This is a genomic window from Vibrio iocasae, assembly GCF_042245395.1.
In the GTDB taxonomy this organism is placed as follows: domain Bacteria; phylum Pseudomonadota; class Gammaproteobacteria; order Enterobacterales; family Vibrionaceae; genus Vibrio; species Vibrio iocasae.
Genome location: NZ_CP145310.1, coordinates 179,040 through 196,465, shown reverse-complemented (window position 1 = coordinate 196,465; position 17,426 = coordinate 179,040). Strand labels below are relative to the sequence as shown.

Genomic DNA, 17,426 nt, shown 5'->3' with positions numbered 1-17,426 from the left:
CACATGGTGATGAACTGAACGAAACAAGCCTGTGACTGGCACAGGCTTTTGTTCTGTTCATCCGGGCATTAAAAACCTCCATCTCTGGAGGTTTTTATTGCCTATCTAAACTCCGCTTGCTCTGTTAACGAAGTTTGAACTTGCTGACCATAGAAACAAGCTGCGTATTCACATGAGAGATGTTGTTGGTCTGGCTTTGCACTTCCTCGCCATTGAGGTTTAACTGCCTCACAATCTCACTCAAAGCATTCATGTTCCTACTAATCTCCTGAGTAACGCTGCTTTGCTCTTCTGCTGCAGTCGCAATTTGGGTGCTCAAGTCGTTAATACCACTTACCTGCCCAGTTAACTCGTTCAAGCTTTCTCCGACCTTATCGGTATTGCTGTATGTTTCATTACACGTCGACTTAGTTTTGTCCATTGACTGAACCACGCGATCATTTACAGCAAGCAACCGTGTCAGCGCCTTTTCAATCTCTTCGGTACTATCTTGAGTGCGACTTGCCAAAGCACGAACTTCATCAGCAACAACAGCGAATCCACGTCCCTGCTCACCAGCACGGGCAGCTTCAATCGCAGCGTTCAGCGCCAGCAGGTTCGTTTGTTCAGCTATCTCGCCAATTACTGTAAGGATGTCATTAATTTCCTTGGTTTCCTCACTCATCGTTTGCAGATTGGCTGCGGTATTCTCTACCTCTGTCACAAGCTCAGTTACCTTATTTTGTGCATTACTCACAACGGATAGAGAGTTATGACCAATATCGGTCGCAACTCTTGTAGATTGCGCGGTATCACCTGCACTCTGGGCTACAGTATCAGCGGTAGAACTCATCTCATCTATTGCTGTTACAATTTGCTCGGTCTCCTGAACATGCTGGGAAAGCATCTGAGTGTTCTCGTCCGATTTATGTTCCAGTTGACGAACATTTTCTTTTAACTCCGAGGAAGAACTTTCTATCTCCAACATTATGCTTTGAACATTTTCGATAAAACGATTCACACCATGAGCAATTTGCCCTAAGTCATCTTGGGATTTGACCTTTAGCCTTTGGGTAAGGTCACCGTCACCCTCAGATAAATCTAAGATGGTCTTTTTAAGTGCCAAGATTGGTTGATATAGCAGGTTCAGCACTAGCAATGTAACCAGTACACTGATAATGACATAGGCAAGAGTAAGCAATATCGCCTGTCTCTTTATGGCTTCCAGCTCAGCGAATACAACCGTTTTATCCAGACCAATCAGCAGGTACCACTCTTTATCCCCATAGATGACTTTTTGAGAAAACATTACTTTCTCGACACCGTTGAGCTCGTAATCGATAATGGTGGTGTCTGCCTTTCTTGAATCGTTGGCGACTTCAACAAGCGAGTTATAGCTTGTCAGCTTATCTCCCTCTTTTACCACCTTTGATGAGCTTGCTAATACCGTAGTATCGCTTGTCATCATCATGGCAATCGCCCCTTCGATATCAAGCTGGGAAACAGTATCACTTAGTACACCAAGAGGAATATCGGCTAACACCACGCTATTAACGCTGTTTTTGCCAATACTCACCATCAGTTCCCCGGTAGTCGCATCGTTGTATGGATCGGTGTAAATCAACCCAGATGTTCGCATCCCTTCCTGATACCATGGTCTGGTTCTTGGGTCGTAACTTGAAGGGTTTTTATGGTCAATCCAACCGGGATAATCAAATGATGCATAAGCGTCACCGTTTTCAAAACCGATCATCAAGTTAACTACATCAGCACCTAAAGAGCCGACTCTCATTCTTTCTGCATGTCCATCCTGATAACGATACTGCTTATAGTCATCCGCAATTTTAGAAACAGCTTCAGCCTTGGTTGCCAAATATCGCTCTACATTCATCGCTTCTGAATGTACACGGCTGGTAGTACTTGAATAAATTGAATGGGTGAGTGCTTCTCGCTCACTTAAATAAGATAAATAATTTGAAGAACCGACACTAACGACAATAATGATCGAAACAACAAAAAGAAGAGTTTGTTTAAAACCGAGTTTTTTCATCACAACCCCGCGACATCATCCATAACATAAGTAAAATTAATAAAGTTTTTATTTTTTATACTACAACATTATTAATACGACATACGATAAACATATGAGCAACAAGATAGAGCATCTGATATAGATCATTTCTCGCTCGTAACACTCAAAAATAGTGTGATAATCCTTATAGTTAAGTCTGCAACATGGTTGTTTGTTGTAGTGAGTTTGTGAACTTCAAATTTGCATTCTGTCAGTAACATCCCCAGTGCTTTCAAATACTTTTTCTTCATCAATTATTGCCAACTTTGACAAGAGTAAATTGTTTTTATGTTTATTTTTCTCACCTCATCGCGCGACTATGATTCTCTAAGATAAATCATAATAGGTGTGTTCCAACGTATCAGGACTCACCAAAGTAATAGATGAAATAAGGATTAAAAGATGCTTTTAAGTAACCTGAAGATGGGTCAGTTAAATCTGAGAAACCGTGTTGCGATGGCACCAATGACCCGCTCTCGCGCAACACAACCGGGTGATCTGGCGAACGATATGATGCGTGAGTATTACCGTCAGCGTGCGAGTTCCGGCTTGTTAATCTCTGAAGGCATCCCTATCTCGACATTAGGCCGTGGTTTCTCTTTTACTCCGGGCTTGTATACAGATGAGCAGGTTGAATCCTGGAAAGCAGTGACAAAAGATGTACATGATCATGGTGGCGCGATTTTCGCTCAGATCTGGCACGTTGGCCGTACTTCACACAAAGCAATTACAGGTGGTGAGCTCCCAATCTCATCCTCTCCAACGGAAGGTGTAAGCCCTGCATTTGGCCCTCTTCCTGAAGGTGGATACGGCTTTCTGAAAACTGAAGTTCCTCGCGAAATGACTCACGATGATATCAAAGAGGTGATCCAACAGTACGTTGTTGCCGCGGAAAACGCAGTAATAGCGGGTTTTGATGGTATTGAACTTCACGGTGCTAATGGCTACCTGATTGAGCAATTTATGCATAAAGCAACAAACAGGAGAACTGACGAATATGGCGGTAACGATGAAAACCGTATCCGTTTTGCTGTTGAAGTGATAACGGCTGTTGTTAACGCCATCGGTGCGGACAAAACATCGATTCGTCTGTCTCCGTATTTGACCATTGATCATCCAGCTGACGATCTGGACATGCCATCTACAGTACTTAAGTTCCTCGAAGCGATTGAGCCACTGGGTATTGCTTATGTTCACTTCTCTGAAAACGTAATGAACTTCCGTGAAGTACCACTAACCTTCCGTCAACAAGTTCGCGAAGTATTTAGCGGTAAAGTCATCATTGCCGGTCGTTACACTAAAGAATCCGCGCAGGAGATGTTAGATACTGGTCTGGTTGACCTTGTTGCCTTTGGTGAACCGTACATTGCCAACCCAGATCTGGTTTATCGTTTTGAGCACGACCTTGAGCTAAATGAAGGTCATCGCGATAGTTACTATGGCGGGGCTGAAGAAGGACTGATCGATTATTCAGTGGTTGATCCCGAGGTATTTGCAACTGATCCGGCAAAGCAACAAGCAGAAGAGTTTATTTTGGAGTATTACCGTAAGTTCGATGCTCGTGAAAAAGCAGAGGCATTCGCAGAAGATTTCGACTGGGATGGATTTCTGATGAGCACTCCGGATCGCAAAATACGCTCAGAACAGGAGTATCAACAATTCTATGCTGAAACAAACGAAGTCTTTGTAGATAGCAACCATAAAGTAGAAAACTTTATGCTCACCAGAAAGACCAAAAACAGTATTGAGGCTGCATGCGACGTCACCTTTACTGCAAATCAAAAGCCGGAGCCACTGACTTCGATTGAGGTAAGAGGCCGTATTCGTTTTGTATTGAAGCAAGGTGAAAAAGCTGGCACATGGAAAATCAATCAGTACATCGTTGAAGTTAAGTAATAGAGCCCAGTAGCAAAATATAAATAGGCCGCTAGAGAAGCTATTCTCAATGCGGCCATTTTCTTTTGTCACCAGAGACAATAATAGATGCTTGTTTATGGGGTACTATTTATATAATTTCCTCATAGAAATGTACTGACTGGATTGGAGAAGTGATGAACGAAAGCAGACAGCTAATGGTTTTCCTTGATGTTGTCGACCAAGGAAGCTTTGTGAATGCCGCGAAGCTACGAAACACCGATCCTGGACGAGTCACAAAACAGATCAAAGCACTGGAAAACGAGTTAGGGGCGGTACTTCTCAACCGCTCCACTCGCTCAATGTCGCTTACTGAAATCGGTGAAAAGGTTTACGCCAAAGCTCGTCAGGTAAAACTACTCTTGGATGAGGTCAGCGAAATCCCTCAAGATTATCAGCAAAAGGTACAGGGTGTGGTTAGAGTCACTTCTCCTGTTTATATCGGGAGAAAATATGTCGAGCCCGCAATACGCTCGATTCAGACTCAATATCCGGAGGTCATCTTTGAGCTAGAAATCACCGACGGACATACGGACATCATCAAAGAAGGCTATGATGTCGCCATTCGTCAGTGGGAACCAAAAGACTCCAACTTAATCGCTGTTAAGTTAAAAGATGTGAGTTTTAAACTGGTCGCGAGCCCCAAGTTCATCGAAAAGCATGGCAACCTTCAGTCGGTAAAAGATCTTGTTGCCCTTCCCGCTTCCTTATACCGAAGAAAAAACCTATATCGCGACAAGTTACAGTACTTCAATGATAAGCAAGAACTGGTTTCAGAACCGCTGAATGGCAACTTTGTTGTTAACGATGCCGATCTTATTATGCGTGCGACTCTGGCTGGGAATGCGTTTGCTCAAGTGGCGGATTACATGGCCGATGATTACCTGGAAACCGGAGAGCTGGTTCAACTTCTGCCCCAGTTATCATTGCCACCCGAGCAGTCTGTCTATGCTGTTTATCCTCATAGAGGTGCGACGAAAGGTACTCGGTTACTCATTGAAGAGCTGAAACAGTCACTGATGGTGTGACAGTTCTAATCAAGGATCACGAGCTCGACATCATAATGCTCCATCTGTCGAACAATGTTTTCCGGTGGTCGTCTATCTGTGATAACAACATCAATGTCGGACCAAAGACAAGATTGATACATAAGTTGGGTATTGAACTTACTTGATTCAGTTACACAAATCACTTGAGTCGACTGACTCGCCATCGCTTTTTTAAGGTTAGCGTCTGACTCGGAATCCGTAGTAATGCCTGCTTCTGAAAGTGCACTCACACCAATGAACGCTTTGTTTGCCTGGTACTTTTTGATCTGATCAGTTGTCGTTTCACCAAGAATTGCATGAGAAAAATCATCGAATGACCCACCTAGTATGGTTTTCTTTATCTGCTTCTTGAAACTCAGTTCGTATAGGCACTCGATTGAATTGCTGATTACTCGGCATGGATAATCAAGATAGCGTGCAACGGCAGTACATGTCGTGCCTGCATCAAGAAAAACAATATCCTGTTCATTGATAATGGAAGCGCTGTGTTTCGCAAGAATTTGCTTCACCGAGTTTTCCATTTCTCGGTATTGGAAAGCGAGGCTGATCTTTTTTTCATCCAATATTGCACCACCTCGAATTCGAAGGATACCCGGGCGGTCAGCCAGCTTCACCAAATCTCTTCTCGCTGAGTCATAAGAGACATCATAGGACTGACATATCTCTTCTATCGTGATTTTTCCGTGACTTCTTACCCGGGCTTCAATCTCGATTAAACGTTCTTCCTGAGTCATTTCTTCTTCTCACTATTGGCTCCATCGCGCAGTATAACGCAAGTTCTAACTATAAACACTTAACAGCGCGCAAAATCACTTAAATACCCCTTTAAATTACACTAAATACCGTATTCGATCGTTTTAAACTTGCAATAATGTACGTGATTGCGCATTATCACCAAAATATTTACGTAACTGTAAGTGATTATAAGTAAAGCTACGTAACTAAAGAGCAAAAGCTTCACCGCTTCCTTTTCAGACAGGAGAAACAGATATAACTTACTCACCAATTAAAACCGCTGTCATAGGCTACGGCTTTTCAGCAAAGACATTCCATATACCTTTTCTCACTAGCCTGAATGAGTTTGAACTGGTAGCGATAAGTACGAGAAAACAAGAGGCAAGAGACGATTGGGACAAACTAGAACACTATGATCGAGCAGAAGATCTGTTACTACACTCCGATGCAGAGCTAGTGATTATTACTGCACCTAATGATGTGCATTTTAAGCTGGCGAAAACAGCACTTGAGAATGGCAAACACGTCATCATTGAAAAACCATTTGTCACCAATGTTGCCGATGGAGAAACGCTCATTTCGTTAGCAAAGGAAAAAGACTTAATCCTTAGTGTTTATCACAACAGACGCTGGGATGGTGACTTCCTGACCGTTAAGAAGATGTTGGATGACAAACGGTTTGGAAAACTAACGCATTTTGAATCTCACTATGATCGATTCCGCCCTGAAGTACGCCAACGTTGGAGAGAACAAACTGAAATCGGTGGTGGCATTCTATTTGATTTAGGCTCTCACCTTCTCGATCAGGCTATCTGTTTATTTGGTCTTCCCGAAGCCATTAGCGCAGATTGCAAAATGATGCGTGACGGTTCAACCAATGTCGATTACTTCCACCTGATTTTGCATTATCCAGATCATCAGGCAATCTTGCATGGCGATATGTTCACAGCAGGGCCAAACAAACGCTTTACGGTTAAAGGAACTCAAGGCACCTACGATAAGTACGGCTTTGACCCACAAGAAGAACGACTCATTGCTGGTGTTCAACCAATAGCAGATGAATGGTCAGTTGAATCTCCATCTCAATATGGTCATTTTTACGATACCGACGGAAGCTGCGTGATTGAAACAGAAAGTGGCTGCTATCAAGCGTATTTCAATCAGATCGCAAAAGCCGTTCGCAATGGTTCACCTTGTCCCGTCTCTGCCGAAGATGCACTGCAAAACATTCGGTTAATCGAACTGGCGATGGAGAGTAGTCGCATAGGGGAAAAACTGCCTGTTAAAACACTATTGAAACCTGAGTAATAGTGGAACTGATGATGAAGTAATGCCAGAAGGCAAAGATAAGAAAAAACCCGGCATTTTAATGTTAAATGCCGGGTTTTCTTTATTCCAGATACTCTTGGGTGAAGCGCAAGTCCTGATAAGGTGTCACTGTATCAAAGCCAGGTGGCCTCTTGTGCCAAAGCATATCTGACAACTTGAGTGTGTAGCCGTACTGATACAGACTTTGCATGAGCTTGGGATCAAAAACTTTATCTTTAGGAAGTTCCTGTGTAACCGACTCATCTACAAAAGCAAAGTTGAAGTCCATACCTGCAGTTTGAGATTTTTGGTAGATTCTAAGAACATCGCTCCGCCCCTGATATTTAAGCAGAGTTGCAATAGAACGTCGTAGCAAATAAGTAAGAGAAATCTCGGTATCGGACCATTGAGGTAAAAACTCACCATTGGTAATCACATAAATCGTCGACTTTTCATTCCCAGGAGTCCAACTGCCATCGAACTCTATCTCATCAGAGAAGAAGAATACCTGCCGGGAAAGTCCACCATCTACATGAAGCTCCTGATACTTCTCACCATCGACCTCTACATCGATAAGTATTGGAGGGAAAGCACCAGGAATCGCTGCTGACGCAAGTACAACATCCTCGAACAGTTTTTCTGCTTCCGGAGTTCCAACCTGAGCAATCTCCCCCATGTTCCACACTGACAGGCGCTGGCTGTCCATATGAGTGGTCCCTATCAGAAGCAAACGACCTTTTCGGTGCTCTTCTGCAACCATTGAAATAAGCTCTGGAGTGATTGTTTCTCTGAGTTTTTCATGGAATGGCGTTGTGTCATACAACGCACTCAGTCTGAAAATAGCAAACAGATTATTCTTATTGATTAGATCATCTTCTTCGGTTTGGGTATAGAGGTCCTTAAGAACATGATCGTAGTCCGACCCCAGATAAGCGAACACCGCAACAATGGCGCCAGTACTGATACCTGTAACCGAATCAAACTCAGGTCGGTTACCGCTGTCTGTCCACGCATTCAGGATTCCGCTCGAAAAGGCCCCGTTACCTCCACCGCCTGACATCGCCAGGAAATTGAACTCCTTTCCGGGAGCACTTCTACGTTGCCTTGCTTCGGTTACTACTTCCCAAACACCATCAGCCGAATCTCCCCAGTATCGGATTCGTTCGTTATCAAATAATCGGACTTCGGAGTTGAGTTGATGAGGAACCGGGTTATGTTCTGGCTTAGAGCTGCATCCTGCAATAATCATCATTACCAGCAAGCAAAAAGTAATGGACTTCACTGTCATATTTATCTCTTTATTGACTTGTTCAACGGGTTAAGCTTATCACCCTGAAAGCTTCCCTACACTCTAAAGATTAGGAATACAACGGGATAGGTGTTTCTCAAGCCACTGCTGAAATTGAAGCTCTTTAGCATCAATCTCTTCTGATTGACGAATTAGAACATAGTTGTGCCCTGAACGGATAAAGCCAAATGGAGCAACAAGTCTTCCATTTTTCAGGTCATCCACCACCAATGGATAAGAACCAATCGCCGCGCCTAAACCATCAGCAGCAGCCTGAATGCAGAAATAGAAATGATCGAATGATTGGTTATACTCATTTTGATCGATTCCGCTTCCAGAGCCCAATGACCAATTTCTCCAGGCTTCCGGGCGGGTTTTACTATGAAGCAGCGTAATATCAGATACGTTATTCCGAATCTTACCCCAATACTCTGGAGACATGACAGGGCCAACCCACTCTTCAACTAATCTGTGAACACCATAATAAGCTGGGATCTCAAAGTCGTCGCGACGTATCGCCATTGATAACTCTGACTCGTGTAAGTTCACAGGTCCACCAGCAGTAGAAAGTCGAACATCCACACCAGATATCTGGTAAAAACCTGACAGGCGAGGCATTAACCAGCGCATCGTCAAAGTGGGCTCACATGACACCTCCAGGTGGTTACCATGGAGTTTTCTTAGTTTATTAATGCCTGTGTTTAGTGCATCAAAAGCAACATCAGTATATTGCTTCAGTAACTCACCTTCCTGCGTCAGCCCCATGCCACGCCCTTTTTTATAAAAAAGAGGCTGTGACAGGTGTTCTTCCAGAAGTTTGACCTGCTTACTCACTGCTCCATGAGTGATGTGAAGTTTTTCTGCAGCTTCACTATAACTATTAGATTCGGCTGCAATATGAAAAATATGAAATGCTTTAAGGTGTCTCATCTGTGAATTTTTCTCACACTATCTATGCGTTCTTTTCGATTATATTCATCACACCAATAGTTACAATAACAATCAAAGTTAACCTTAAATAGAGTATGGAAATGGAGATCATAAGTTATCTAATTCTGGGATTGATTATTGTTGTAAGTCCAGGGGCAGACTTTGTTCTGGTGTTTAAAAACAGCCTGAGTAGTGGACGGAAAGCCGGACTGTTGACCGCTCTAGGAATCGGCCTCGGAACCAGTATTCACATCACTTACTCGATTCTTGGCATTAGTCACTTATTGTCACAAAGTGTTCTGTTGTTCAGTGTTATCAAGTATGCAGGTGCTGCCTATCTAATCTATTTGGGTATCACTGGATTGTTTAGTTCAAAACTTATGCTGGATGACTCAAAGGCGAAACCGACAGCAACGAGCTCGTACAAATATTTGATTCAGGGATTTCTATGTAACCTTCTGAACCCTAAAACAATGCTGTTTTTCCTGAGCGTATTCAGCCAGCTCGTGTCTTCATCAAATGAATCCAACTCGTTTGTTCTGGGCTATGGTGTTTATATTGCAATGCTCCATGTTGCATGGTTCTGTGTGGTTGCACTTTTTGTCACATCAGAGAATGCATTGCATGTATTTCAGAGGTTTGGCCACAGAATAAATCAGGTATGTGGTGCCGGACTGGTCACCTTCGGGACAACACTTTCACTCAGTAACTAATAAAACAGAATAACTAAATTGATATACAACGTTGGTATCATTCACATATAAAGCAAGTAAATATCAGGAAGCAATAATGAGTAACGCTTTAAACCTAAAAGAAAAATTCACTAAGTTTCACGACTTCTGGTCACCTCGTGTCATCTCAGAGATGAACGACTATCAGGTAAAACTGGCTAAGTTCAAAGGTGAGTTCACCTGGCACGATCACAAAGATACCGATGAACTATTTCTGGTTGTTTCAGGTTCCATGCGCATTGAGTTTCGTGATGGCTCGGTAGAGCTAGGCGAAGGTGAAATGTATGTGGTTCCAAAGGGTGTAGAGCATAAACCCGTTGCTGAGCAAGAGTGTCACGTCATGCTGATTGAACCAAAAGGTGTCGTCAACACTGGTGACAGCGATAGTGACCTTAAAGCCGAAAACGATGTGTGGGTTTAACTAGCAGATTACTTTTGAAAGAAGAACCACCTGATGGTGGTTCTTCAGGTTGCTATTTCCTCTAAAGCTACAGGTTCACCACCGTATCGGTAAAGACCAACTGCTCTATACTTGAAAGCTCGTTTTTACCATCACGCCCCTCAACCAGATCAAGTACAGTGGTTGTTGCTCCATTTTGAGTATCTATAGCGTATTGTGAGGAGCGGCCTGAAAAAATCACTTTGTTGATAGCTGCATTCCCCGTGATCTTATTATCGTACTGATTCACAACCACCCCCGAAGGGTTTGAGCCAGTGAGAGTAATATCTTTCAAATACTGTGAATGATGGGTATATGCCTTATCTGAATCGAACTTCAGGCTGAAATCACCCGTAAAACTTTCGTCAATTCTAGCGTTATAAGTCAGGTAGGGATGAAAAAACTTATTCTTCATTAGTGCTTCACCAGCAACATCTTTCGTCGCGATATCTGATCGTGTCTTTGCAATATAAACGCCCCACATCCCGCGTTCATAATCATCTTCCCAGGCTCCCCAAAGCCCATAGTAAGAGTCAATAACAGAAGCGAGATACTCCTGAGACAGGCTGTTCTCTTCCGCCAACTCTCTGAGCCAACCTCGATTTTCCGCGCCAATTCCCCAAATATAATTGGCCAAAGCGTTGGCCTGAGCAGTTCTTATTTCAGCCTGATAAGCTGGCAGCGCTCCTTCTGGGCCTCCCTTATCAATGCCAATGCCGTAATCATGTACTAGGTGCAGAATCTCTTCATAAGAAGCGTCACGATGATCGTAATTCTGATTGATATACCAGCTTCCCCCCTCTACCTGTATTTCGTCTTGATAAAGAGGCTGACCATCTAACTCAGCCGCGGGATTACTGCCATCATCACTACCGTTGAGCAACAATAGTGTTGCTCCATTCTCCGCCATCTTGTTCGCAACATTTGTCTTATCGGCTCCATATACCGAGCCTGGATAAGGTGCTAAGTAGTGTTCAAGAATAGAACGAGCCCTCACAATCTGGTTATCCGTTAAATCATCCTGAGCGATGATATGAATTGCACCACCATTGGATGTGGTCACTTTTGTGTAGCGATTAAAGTTCAGATTTCGGCTGTACGTATTAGAAAGGTTTTCCGGCACTGCTTCTATCTTTAATGCCAGCGTTTCAGCGGATAACTTGTTATTCAAACTCGCACTACCGGCGGATGAAGTAGAGTTACAGCCAGATACCAGGGTTACAGTGATTACAGTAACTAAAGAGAGAACATGAAGCTTTTTCATCGCTAAACTCAATGCTAGGGAACATAGGGTTATTGTGCCTAACTGAAAAAAAAATGGGGTAAGAGCATGTATGCGTTTGTACTCTTAATGTAAGAGAATCCAGTACAAAAAAACCGCCCACAACGGTGGACGGCAATTTAAACAAACTTATTATAATTATTGGCGTTGTGGAGTCTTAATCTTTAGCCTGCTGGATACGTCTTGTAACGTACATCCATCATCTGTTCCATACAGTGAATCACCTGACAACTATAACCAAACTCATTGTCATACCAAATGTACAGAACGCATCGGTTGTCTTGTGCGATTGTCGCAGCACCATCAACAACACCTGCATAGCGAGAACCAACCAAATCACTTGAAACAATTTCTGTAGATTCTGTGTAGTCTACCTGAGCAGAAAGCGGAGAATTTAATGCAATTTCGCGTAGATATGCGTTCAACTCTTCTTTGTTCGTGGACTTCTCAAGGTTCAGGTTAGCAACGGCCATTGAAACGTTTGGCGTAGGTACTCGGATAGAGTTACCCGTTAACTTTCCAGCCAGTTCCGGCAGCGCTTTGGCAACAGCAGAAGCCGCACCAGTAGAAGTCAGAACCATGTTCAGCGATGCACTACGACCACGGCGCTCACCAGAGTGGAAGTTATCAATCAGGTTTTGATCATTAGTAAATGAGTGTACAGTTTCAATATGTCCTGAAGTAACCCCAAACTTATCATTCACAGCTTTCAGCACTGGCGTTATTGCGTTGGTTGTGCAACTTGCCGCTGAGATGATGGTATCTTCTGGCTTAATAACGTCATCGTTAACACCAAATACCACGTTTTTGATCTCACCCTTACCTGGTGCAGTTAGCAGCGCTTTTGCTGCCCCCTGACACGCAACATGTTGGCTCAGGCCTTCCTGATCACGCCATACACCCGTGTTATCAACAACCAGAGCATTGTTGATGCCATAGTCGTTGTAATTGATCTCTTCTGGTTTGTTTGCGTAGATAACCTGAATGGCGTTGCCGTTTGCGATAATCACTTTGCGCTCTTCATCTACAACGATGCTGCCATTAAACTGACCGTGCACAGAATCTCGTCTTAGCAGACTCGCTCGCTTCTCTAAATCGCCGTCTTTACCACCGCGAACCACAATCGCACGAAGACGCAACGGATAGCCAGGGCCACTCTTTTCGATAAGCAAACGAGCTAACAAACGACCGATACGACCAAACCCATAAAGAACAACATCTTTCGGCTCCGCGACACTTCCTGCGTTCATCGCATTGGCCAGAGCAGTCTGCAGAAAATCTTTTACTTGATCTTCGCTATCGTGAGATGACCAATATTGATGGGCAAGCTGACCAACATCGACACGACAAGGAGAGAGCTCATCCAACTCAGTAAGAGCCTGAATAAGAGGTAGCGTCTGCTGCAAAGAAAGGGGGGTGCCTGTGTAGTGACGAGCTAAGCGGTGAGTCTTGATAATATCGATGACGTAGGCGTTGACCAACGTTTTGCCAAATAAAAGAACTTCTACACCCTTTTGACGATAAAGCTGACGGATCATAGGGGTAGTTGTTTCCGCAATCGTTTGGCTGATTTGCCATTCTAGAAGATGTTTTTCCGGGCTCATTTATATTAGACCTTTTCCATTTGGGGCTGACAGCTCAGCTTCAATTCATCGAACAAGCTGAGGTTATTAGTAAGTTGCTTATTTGTTATAATTTTGCGCAGCGAGATTGTATACGCCAACATGTTATTCTGCTAGTAAAAATAACATCGACATTAAACACTGATTTAAAGGTGAAATTTGGCTTTGTAAGCGTTTTACTTAGGAGATAAGTCATATTGACATTTAGTTAATATGTTACTTATTTTGAATCGAAAAATACTCAGAGCACATTTCAGGGTGAAACGAATAGGGTTGATAGAATCTAAGATGTGATCAGGATCTTTCTAAAGCTAAGAAACCCCTGAATTTTATGAACTCTATGACATTAACTAACAGATCCTACCAGATTGTGCAAAACCCTCATCAGATGGCTTAAAACTAACCAGTTCTCTTTTTATTTTTTTACTCTCTTTTGAGCAAAATCTTCGCTAATCCCCTTTTTTAACTCTTCTAGAATTATTTCTGTTGCTTTAGTTTTGGACTTAGTCGGGCACACCAGATAGATCCCCTCATCACTTACCAACTCTATCTGCGGCAACAACTGGATAAGCATCGAGCATTCTTTGTTTCCAAACTGGGGTGATGGTTCGTCTTATTCAGGATTCAACTGAGCTGCAAACCAGATTTCTGCCGCTGTTTTTAGACTGAAAACTGAGAAGCGTATAAACGAAACAAGCCCGCGAACTTCGCGGGCTTGTTTTCATCCGGGCAAGGAATTGCAGTGTTTTATAGAAGCTGCGACTTCTTAGTCGTTATTAGACTCGTGTGCTGTGTAGCTGTAATCAACATTAACTATCGCGCGGTAAGCAATTTGACCACGGGTTTCGGCAAATTCCTCGATAGTTACTTCAGTGTCACCAACTTTAATGTTGCGAACACCGCTTCCACCAACAAAGGTTAATTTATTACGCAGTTGTGATTCGTTCATGTCGCTAATTTGATCAACCAGACCAAAACCTGCGTCATACGCTTCTGCCTTACTTGCAAAAGAATCCGTGCTGAAATGAGTGCTGCTATGCGCTGTATGTGTACCTGCAAATACTGAAGAAGTAAGAAGCGCTGCTGCTGCGAAGGTGATTACTTTTTTCATTAGACTACCCTTTATAAAATTCATTATTTTTAATAGTGAGTGAATTTGTTTTTGCTCATTTGAACCGTCACTCGATGGGAAGAATAATGCCACTATTTTTTGTGATCATAATCACCTTTATTGTCCATTCATTGTTGATGAATTGTCATCAATCTAAAATGTTCTTATTGATATTTCTCTCCTTAATATACTCCACAATATGTCTGATCTGACTAATGGTATGCCTTTTACCAAGGTAGTAGGCGAACATTGTTCGGGTTCTCGGAGTAAGGCCTTCAACAGGCAGTTTTATAACGTCGGAATCCACTATCATTTCATCGGGAATCATTCCCATAAAATGTCCCCCCTTCACAGCGTGGAGCGCAAGACTCAGGTCGTCTACTACTAGTTGTGCGTTGGGTTTAACTAACAACTCTGTTCGATCTTCTCTAACGAAAGTCCATGATTTTGCAGGCATCGCTATAACACTTGGAAGTTGCTCTAACTGCTCCAGTGTTAGGTCTTTTCTTGAAATTCCGTGTGAGGTTAAAAAAGCCTCAGTGGCACAAATTGAATATGGAATATCCCATAAACGCAATGCAATTGCAGAAGAGTCGACTAACGGCCCTACACGAAATGCCAGATCAATATTCTCCTGAACCAGATTAAGGTTGACGTTGGATAAAGATAACTCCAGCTTCAGTTCTTCGTGTTCTGATGCAAAATCAATTAACCAGTTACCAAGAAAGTCCATACCCGCTCTCACAGGCATAGAAACGGAAAGCACTCCTTTAAAAGTCACTTCGCTGTCTATCGCCAGCTCGACTGAATTTCCAAGAGACTCAAGCAGTGGCGAACAATCACGGTATAACTCTTCTCCCCTGTGGGTGACTTTGACTTCCCTTGTGGTTCTATGAAGAAGGTGTAATCCGAGAGCACTTTCCAGTGCATCAATCCTTCTGCTGACAGTACTATGTGGAATACCCAATGCTTCCGAAGCTTGCTTCATGCTTCCTTTTTCAACAACAGCACAAAACACATTCAAATCATCGAATACTCTTTTCATCACAACCTCTGATTCTCAGTTTTCCTCAAAGTGCAAAGCACTGACTCAACTATTATCTCAAATTTGCAATAAACATATCTAGAATAACTTACATAGAATTGACTTATATATCGTAGTTTGAGTGTTTCTCTGCTGTTATCATCCCCCTTCTTTTGATGGGAGGTTATCTATGTCTGAGATGTACACGAAATACGCTTCTAACTATGGCGAAGCCGTTAAAGGCAATATTTACAATGCCCATCTGGAACGCCCTTCGACGATTGCTCTTCTGGATGATGTTAAGAACAAAGATGTACTTGATATGGGTTGCGGTTCAGGCATTTACGCGGATTGGTTTACTCGAAATGCAGCCAAAAAAGTAACTTGTCTGGATCGTTCTCCCGAAATGGTTGCGTTGGTAAAAGAAAACCATGGCGAAAAAGTACATGCTTATGTGCAGGATATTTCTGAAGGTTTGCCCGTTGAATCAGACAACAGTGCCGATGTCATTATCTGTCCGCTTGTATTGCATTACATCAAGGATCTAAAGCCGGTGTTTAAGGACATCTTCCGGGTTCTGAAACCGGGAGGGTACATGGTTTTTTCAACCCATCACCCTTTTGTCGATTTCGAGTACTCTACCAGTGGAAATTACTTTGAATGTGAACGAGTTGACGACGAATGGAACACCATAGGCAAGCCAGTAAAAGTGAGCTTTTATCGTCGCTCACTCACTGAACTATGTGAGGCTGTCACGTCTTCTGGCTTGGTTATCTCTACAATCAATGAAGGTAAGGTTGATGAACAGGTAAAAGAGATGTGTGAATCAACCTATAACCGCCTAAGAACCAATCCGAATTTTTTGTTTGTTCGATGTGAAAAACCAGCCTCATAACATCTTTGGATTATAGCCGCAGCACAGAGTTAAAGCTGCGGCACCCTGCGCGCTCGATAGAAACGCTTAACAGGTTCTGGCATACCAAACACTCTCAAGTTCCCCACCAGCACCAAAACAACCCCCAACGCTGATAACCAGGTCCACTCATACCCTTCAAAAATGGTCGACAGCGAAAGAGCCACCAATGGGAATAACACTGTACAGTAAGCGGCTTTTGCGGCGCCAATTCGACCAACTAGCGCCAAATAAGTATTGAACCCAACAACAGAACCAATAATGGCTAAGTAGACTAAAGCGGACAAGTAAGTTGGTGTCATTGTCACACCAAGTGGCAGCTCCATCACTAATGCGATGATAATCAGATAGATAGCACCATATCCCATTGCCCATGCAGTGGTCGGCAATAGTGGCATTCCTTTTTTCTGTCCGCGTGCAGAGACCATATTACCCATAGAGAAAAAGTAGGTGCCAAGCAAGCTAAGTAATAATCCCTGAATCACTCCCCAATCCATCTCTGCACTCATAAACTGGGATGCAAACAAAAGAACGACCCCAGTGAAGCCCATTAATGCACCTTGCATGAATACACCTGTAGGTCGCTGTCTCTCCAGCAACCATAGGTTCAATGCATTGAGGATAGGAGCAAGAGAAAATACCACTGCATTTAAGCCACTTGGTAGATACTCTGTCGCGTAATAGAAACAGATAAAATTATTGGAAAACAGGCATAAAGCCAGCAATGCTGAAAATTTGTGATTCTCAAGAGACAGCTTTGGTAATGCATTTCTGAGTTTTAAAATCGCTAACAAAGCAAGTGATGCCAAGCCGAATCGCCAGGCTACAGAAACCACAACTGGTGTATCTCCAAGTTGGTAAGCAATAGCTAACCATGTTGAGCCCCATATAAAAACCGTTGATGCGTATAAAATGCCATTCATTATTCTTAGTCCCTTTAGGCGGCTGAATCGATACTCGCAACTTTATCCGCTGTGAATTAGGGCTTCGTTCATATTCCTGCTATTTTTATACATTCTTGCGCATTTAT

16 protein-coding genes are annotated in these 17,426 nt (G+C 43.0%); 6 read left to right on the top strand and 10 right to left on the bottom strand.

The window, feature by feature from the left end; genetic code table 11:
• Positions 1-124: 124 nt before the first annotated feature.
• The gene (locus tag SNR28_RS00855) at positions 125-2,029 is read right to left on the bottom strand and encodes a methyl-accepting chemotaxis protein (protein WP_375749130.1); all 1,905 of its coding nucleotides are present in this window, start codon (positions 2,027-2,029) and stop codon (positions 125-127) included.
• Positions 2,030-2,452: 423 nt separating this feature from the next.
• Here SNR28_RS00855 and SNR28_RS00850 point away from each other — a divergent pair, with 423 nt between their 5' ends.
• The gene (locus SNR28_RS00850; protein WP_375749129.1) at positions 2,453-3,946 is read left to right on the top strand and encodes an alkene reductase; all 1,494 of its coding nucleotides are present in this window, start codon (positions 2,453-2,455) and stop codon (positions 3,944-3,946) included.
• Between the two features lie 155 nt (positions 3,947-4,101).
• On the top strand, positions 4,102-4,992 hold the full coding sequence (locus SNR28_RS00845; protein WP_375749128.1) for a LysR substrate-binding domain-containing protein: 891 nt from the start codon (positions 4,102-4,104) through the stop codon (positions 4,990-4,992).
• A gap of 5 nt (positions 4,993-4,997) precedes the next feature.
• Here the strand turns inward: SNR28_RS00845 and SNR28_RS00840 are convergent, their stop codons facing one another.
• A complete protein-coding gene (locus tag SNR28_RS00840; protein WP_375749127.1) occupies positions 4,998-5,747 on the bottom strand; it encodes a DeoR/GlpR family DNA-binding transcription regulator in 750 nt (249 codons plus the stop codon).
• A 256-nt stretch (positions 5,748-6,003) separates the two neighbouring features.
• Between SNR28_RS00840 and SNR28_RS00835 the strand changes: the two genes are divergently transcribed.
• Complete coding sequence (locus tag SNR28_RS00835) at positions 6,004-7,056, top strand: oxidoreductase (RefSeq protein ID WP_375749933.1); 1,053 nt, start codon at positions 6,004-6,006, stop codon at positions 7,054-7,056.
• Positions 7,057-7,138: 82 nt separating this feature from the next.
• On the opposite strand, the gene SNR28_RS00830 is transcribed toward SNR28_RS00835, so the two are convergent.
• Entirely contained in the window at positions 7,139-8,344 is a 1,206-nt protein-coding gene (locus SNR28_RS00830) for a patatin-like phospholipase family protein (RefSeq protein WP_375749126.1), read from the bottom strand.
• A 63-nt stretch (positions 8,345-8,407) separates the two neighbouring features.
• Entirely contained in the window at positions 8,408-9,274 is an 867-nt protein-coding gene (locus tag SNR28_RS00825; protein WP_375749125.1) for a LysR family transcriptional regulator, read from the bottom strand.
• A 101-nt stretch (positions 9,275-9,375) separates the two neighbouring features.
• On the opposite strand from SNR28_RS00825, the gene SNR28_RS00820 reads away from it, so the two are divergent.
• Together SNR28_RS00820 and SNR28_RS00815 are read left to right on the top strand one after the other, a co-directional pair.
• Positions 9,376-9,987, top strand: coding sequence for a LysE family translocator (locus SNR28_RS00820; protein ID WP_375749124.1), 612 nt, complete (start codon positions 9,376-9,378; stop codon positions 9,985-9,987).
• Positions 9,988-10,063: 76 nt separating this feature from the next.
• Complete coding sequence (locus SNR28_RS00815) at positions 10,064-10,426, top strand: cupin domain-containing protein (RefSeq protein WP_375749123.1); 363 nt, start codon at positions 10,064-10,066, stop codon at positions 10,424-10,426.
• Positions 10,427-10,493: 67 nt separating this feature from the next.
• Here the strand turns inward: SNR28_RS00815 and SNR28_RS00810 are convergent, their stop codons facing one another.
• From SNR28_RS00810 to SNR28_RS00790, 5 genes are all read right to left on the bottom strand, one after another.
• Positions 10,494-11,708, bottom strand: a complete 1,215-nt coding sequence (locus SNR28_RS00810) for a hypothetical protein (protein WP_375749122.1) — start codon at positions 11,706-11,708, stop codon at positions 10,494-10,496.
• Positions 11,709-11,890: 182 nt separating this feature from the next.
• Entirely contained in the window at positions 11,891-13,330 is a 1,440-nt protein-coding gene (locus SNR28_RS00805; RefSeq protein WP_375749121.1) for a glyceraldehyde-3-phosphate dehydrogenase, read from the bottom strand.
• Positions 13,331-13,763: 433 nt separating this feature from the next.
• Positions 13,764-13,922, bottom strand: coding sequence for a hypothetical protein (locus tag SNR28_RS00800; protein ID WP_375749120.1), 159 nt, complete (start codon positions 13,920-13,922; stop codon positions 13,764-13,766).
• Positions 13,923-14,114: 192 nt separating this feature from the next.
• Positions 14,115-14,459, bottom strand: coding sequence for a DUF3316 domain-containing protein (locus SNR28_RS00795; protein WP_375749119.1), 345 nt, complete (start codon positions 14,457-14,459; stop codon positions 14,115-14,117).
• A 148-nt stretch (positions 14,460-14,607) separates the two neighbouring features.
• Positions 14,608-15,504 (bottom strand): LysR family transcriptional regulator, encoded by an 897-nt coding sequence (locus tag SNR28_RS00790; RefSeq protein ID WP_375749118.1) that lies wholly within the window; start codon positions 15,502-15,504, stop codon positions 14,608-14,610.
• 169 nt (positions 15,505-15,673) lie between these two features.
• Between SNR28_RS00790 and SNR28_RS00785 the strand changes: the two genes are divergently transcribed.
• On the top strand, positions 15,674-16,378 hold the full coding sequence (locus tag SNR28_RS00785; RefSeq protein WP_375749117.1) for a class I SAM-dependent methyltransferase: 705 nt from the start codon (positions 15,674-15,676) through the stop codon (positions 16,376-16,378).
• Positions 16,379-16,407: 29 nt separating this feature from the next.
• Here the strand turns inward: SNR28_RS00785 and SNR28_RS00780 are convergent, their stop codons facing one another.
• Positions 16,408-17,319 carry a DMT family transporter gene (locus SNR28_RS00780; protein WP_375749116.1) on the bottom strand — a complete coding sequence of 304 codons (912 nt, stop codon included), beginning with the start codon at positions 17,317-17,319 and terminating at the stop codon, positions 16,408-16,410.
• Between the last annotated feature and the right edge of the window lie 107 nt (positions 17,320-17,426).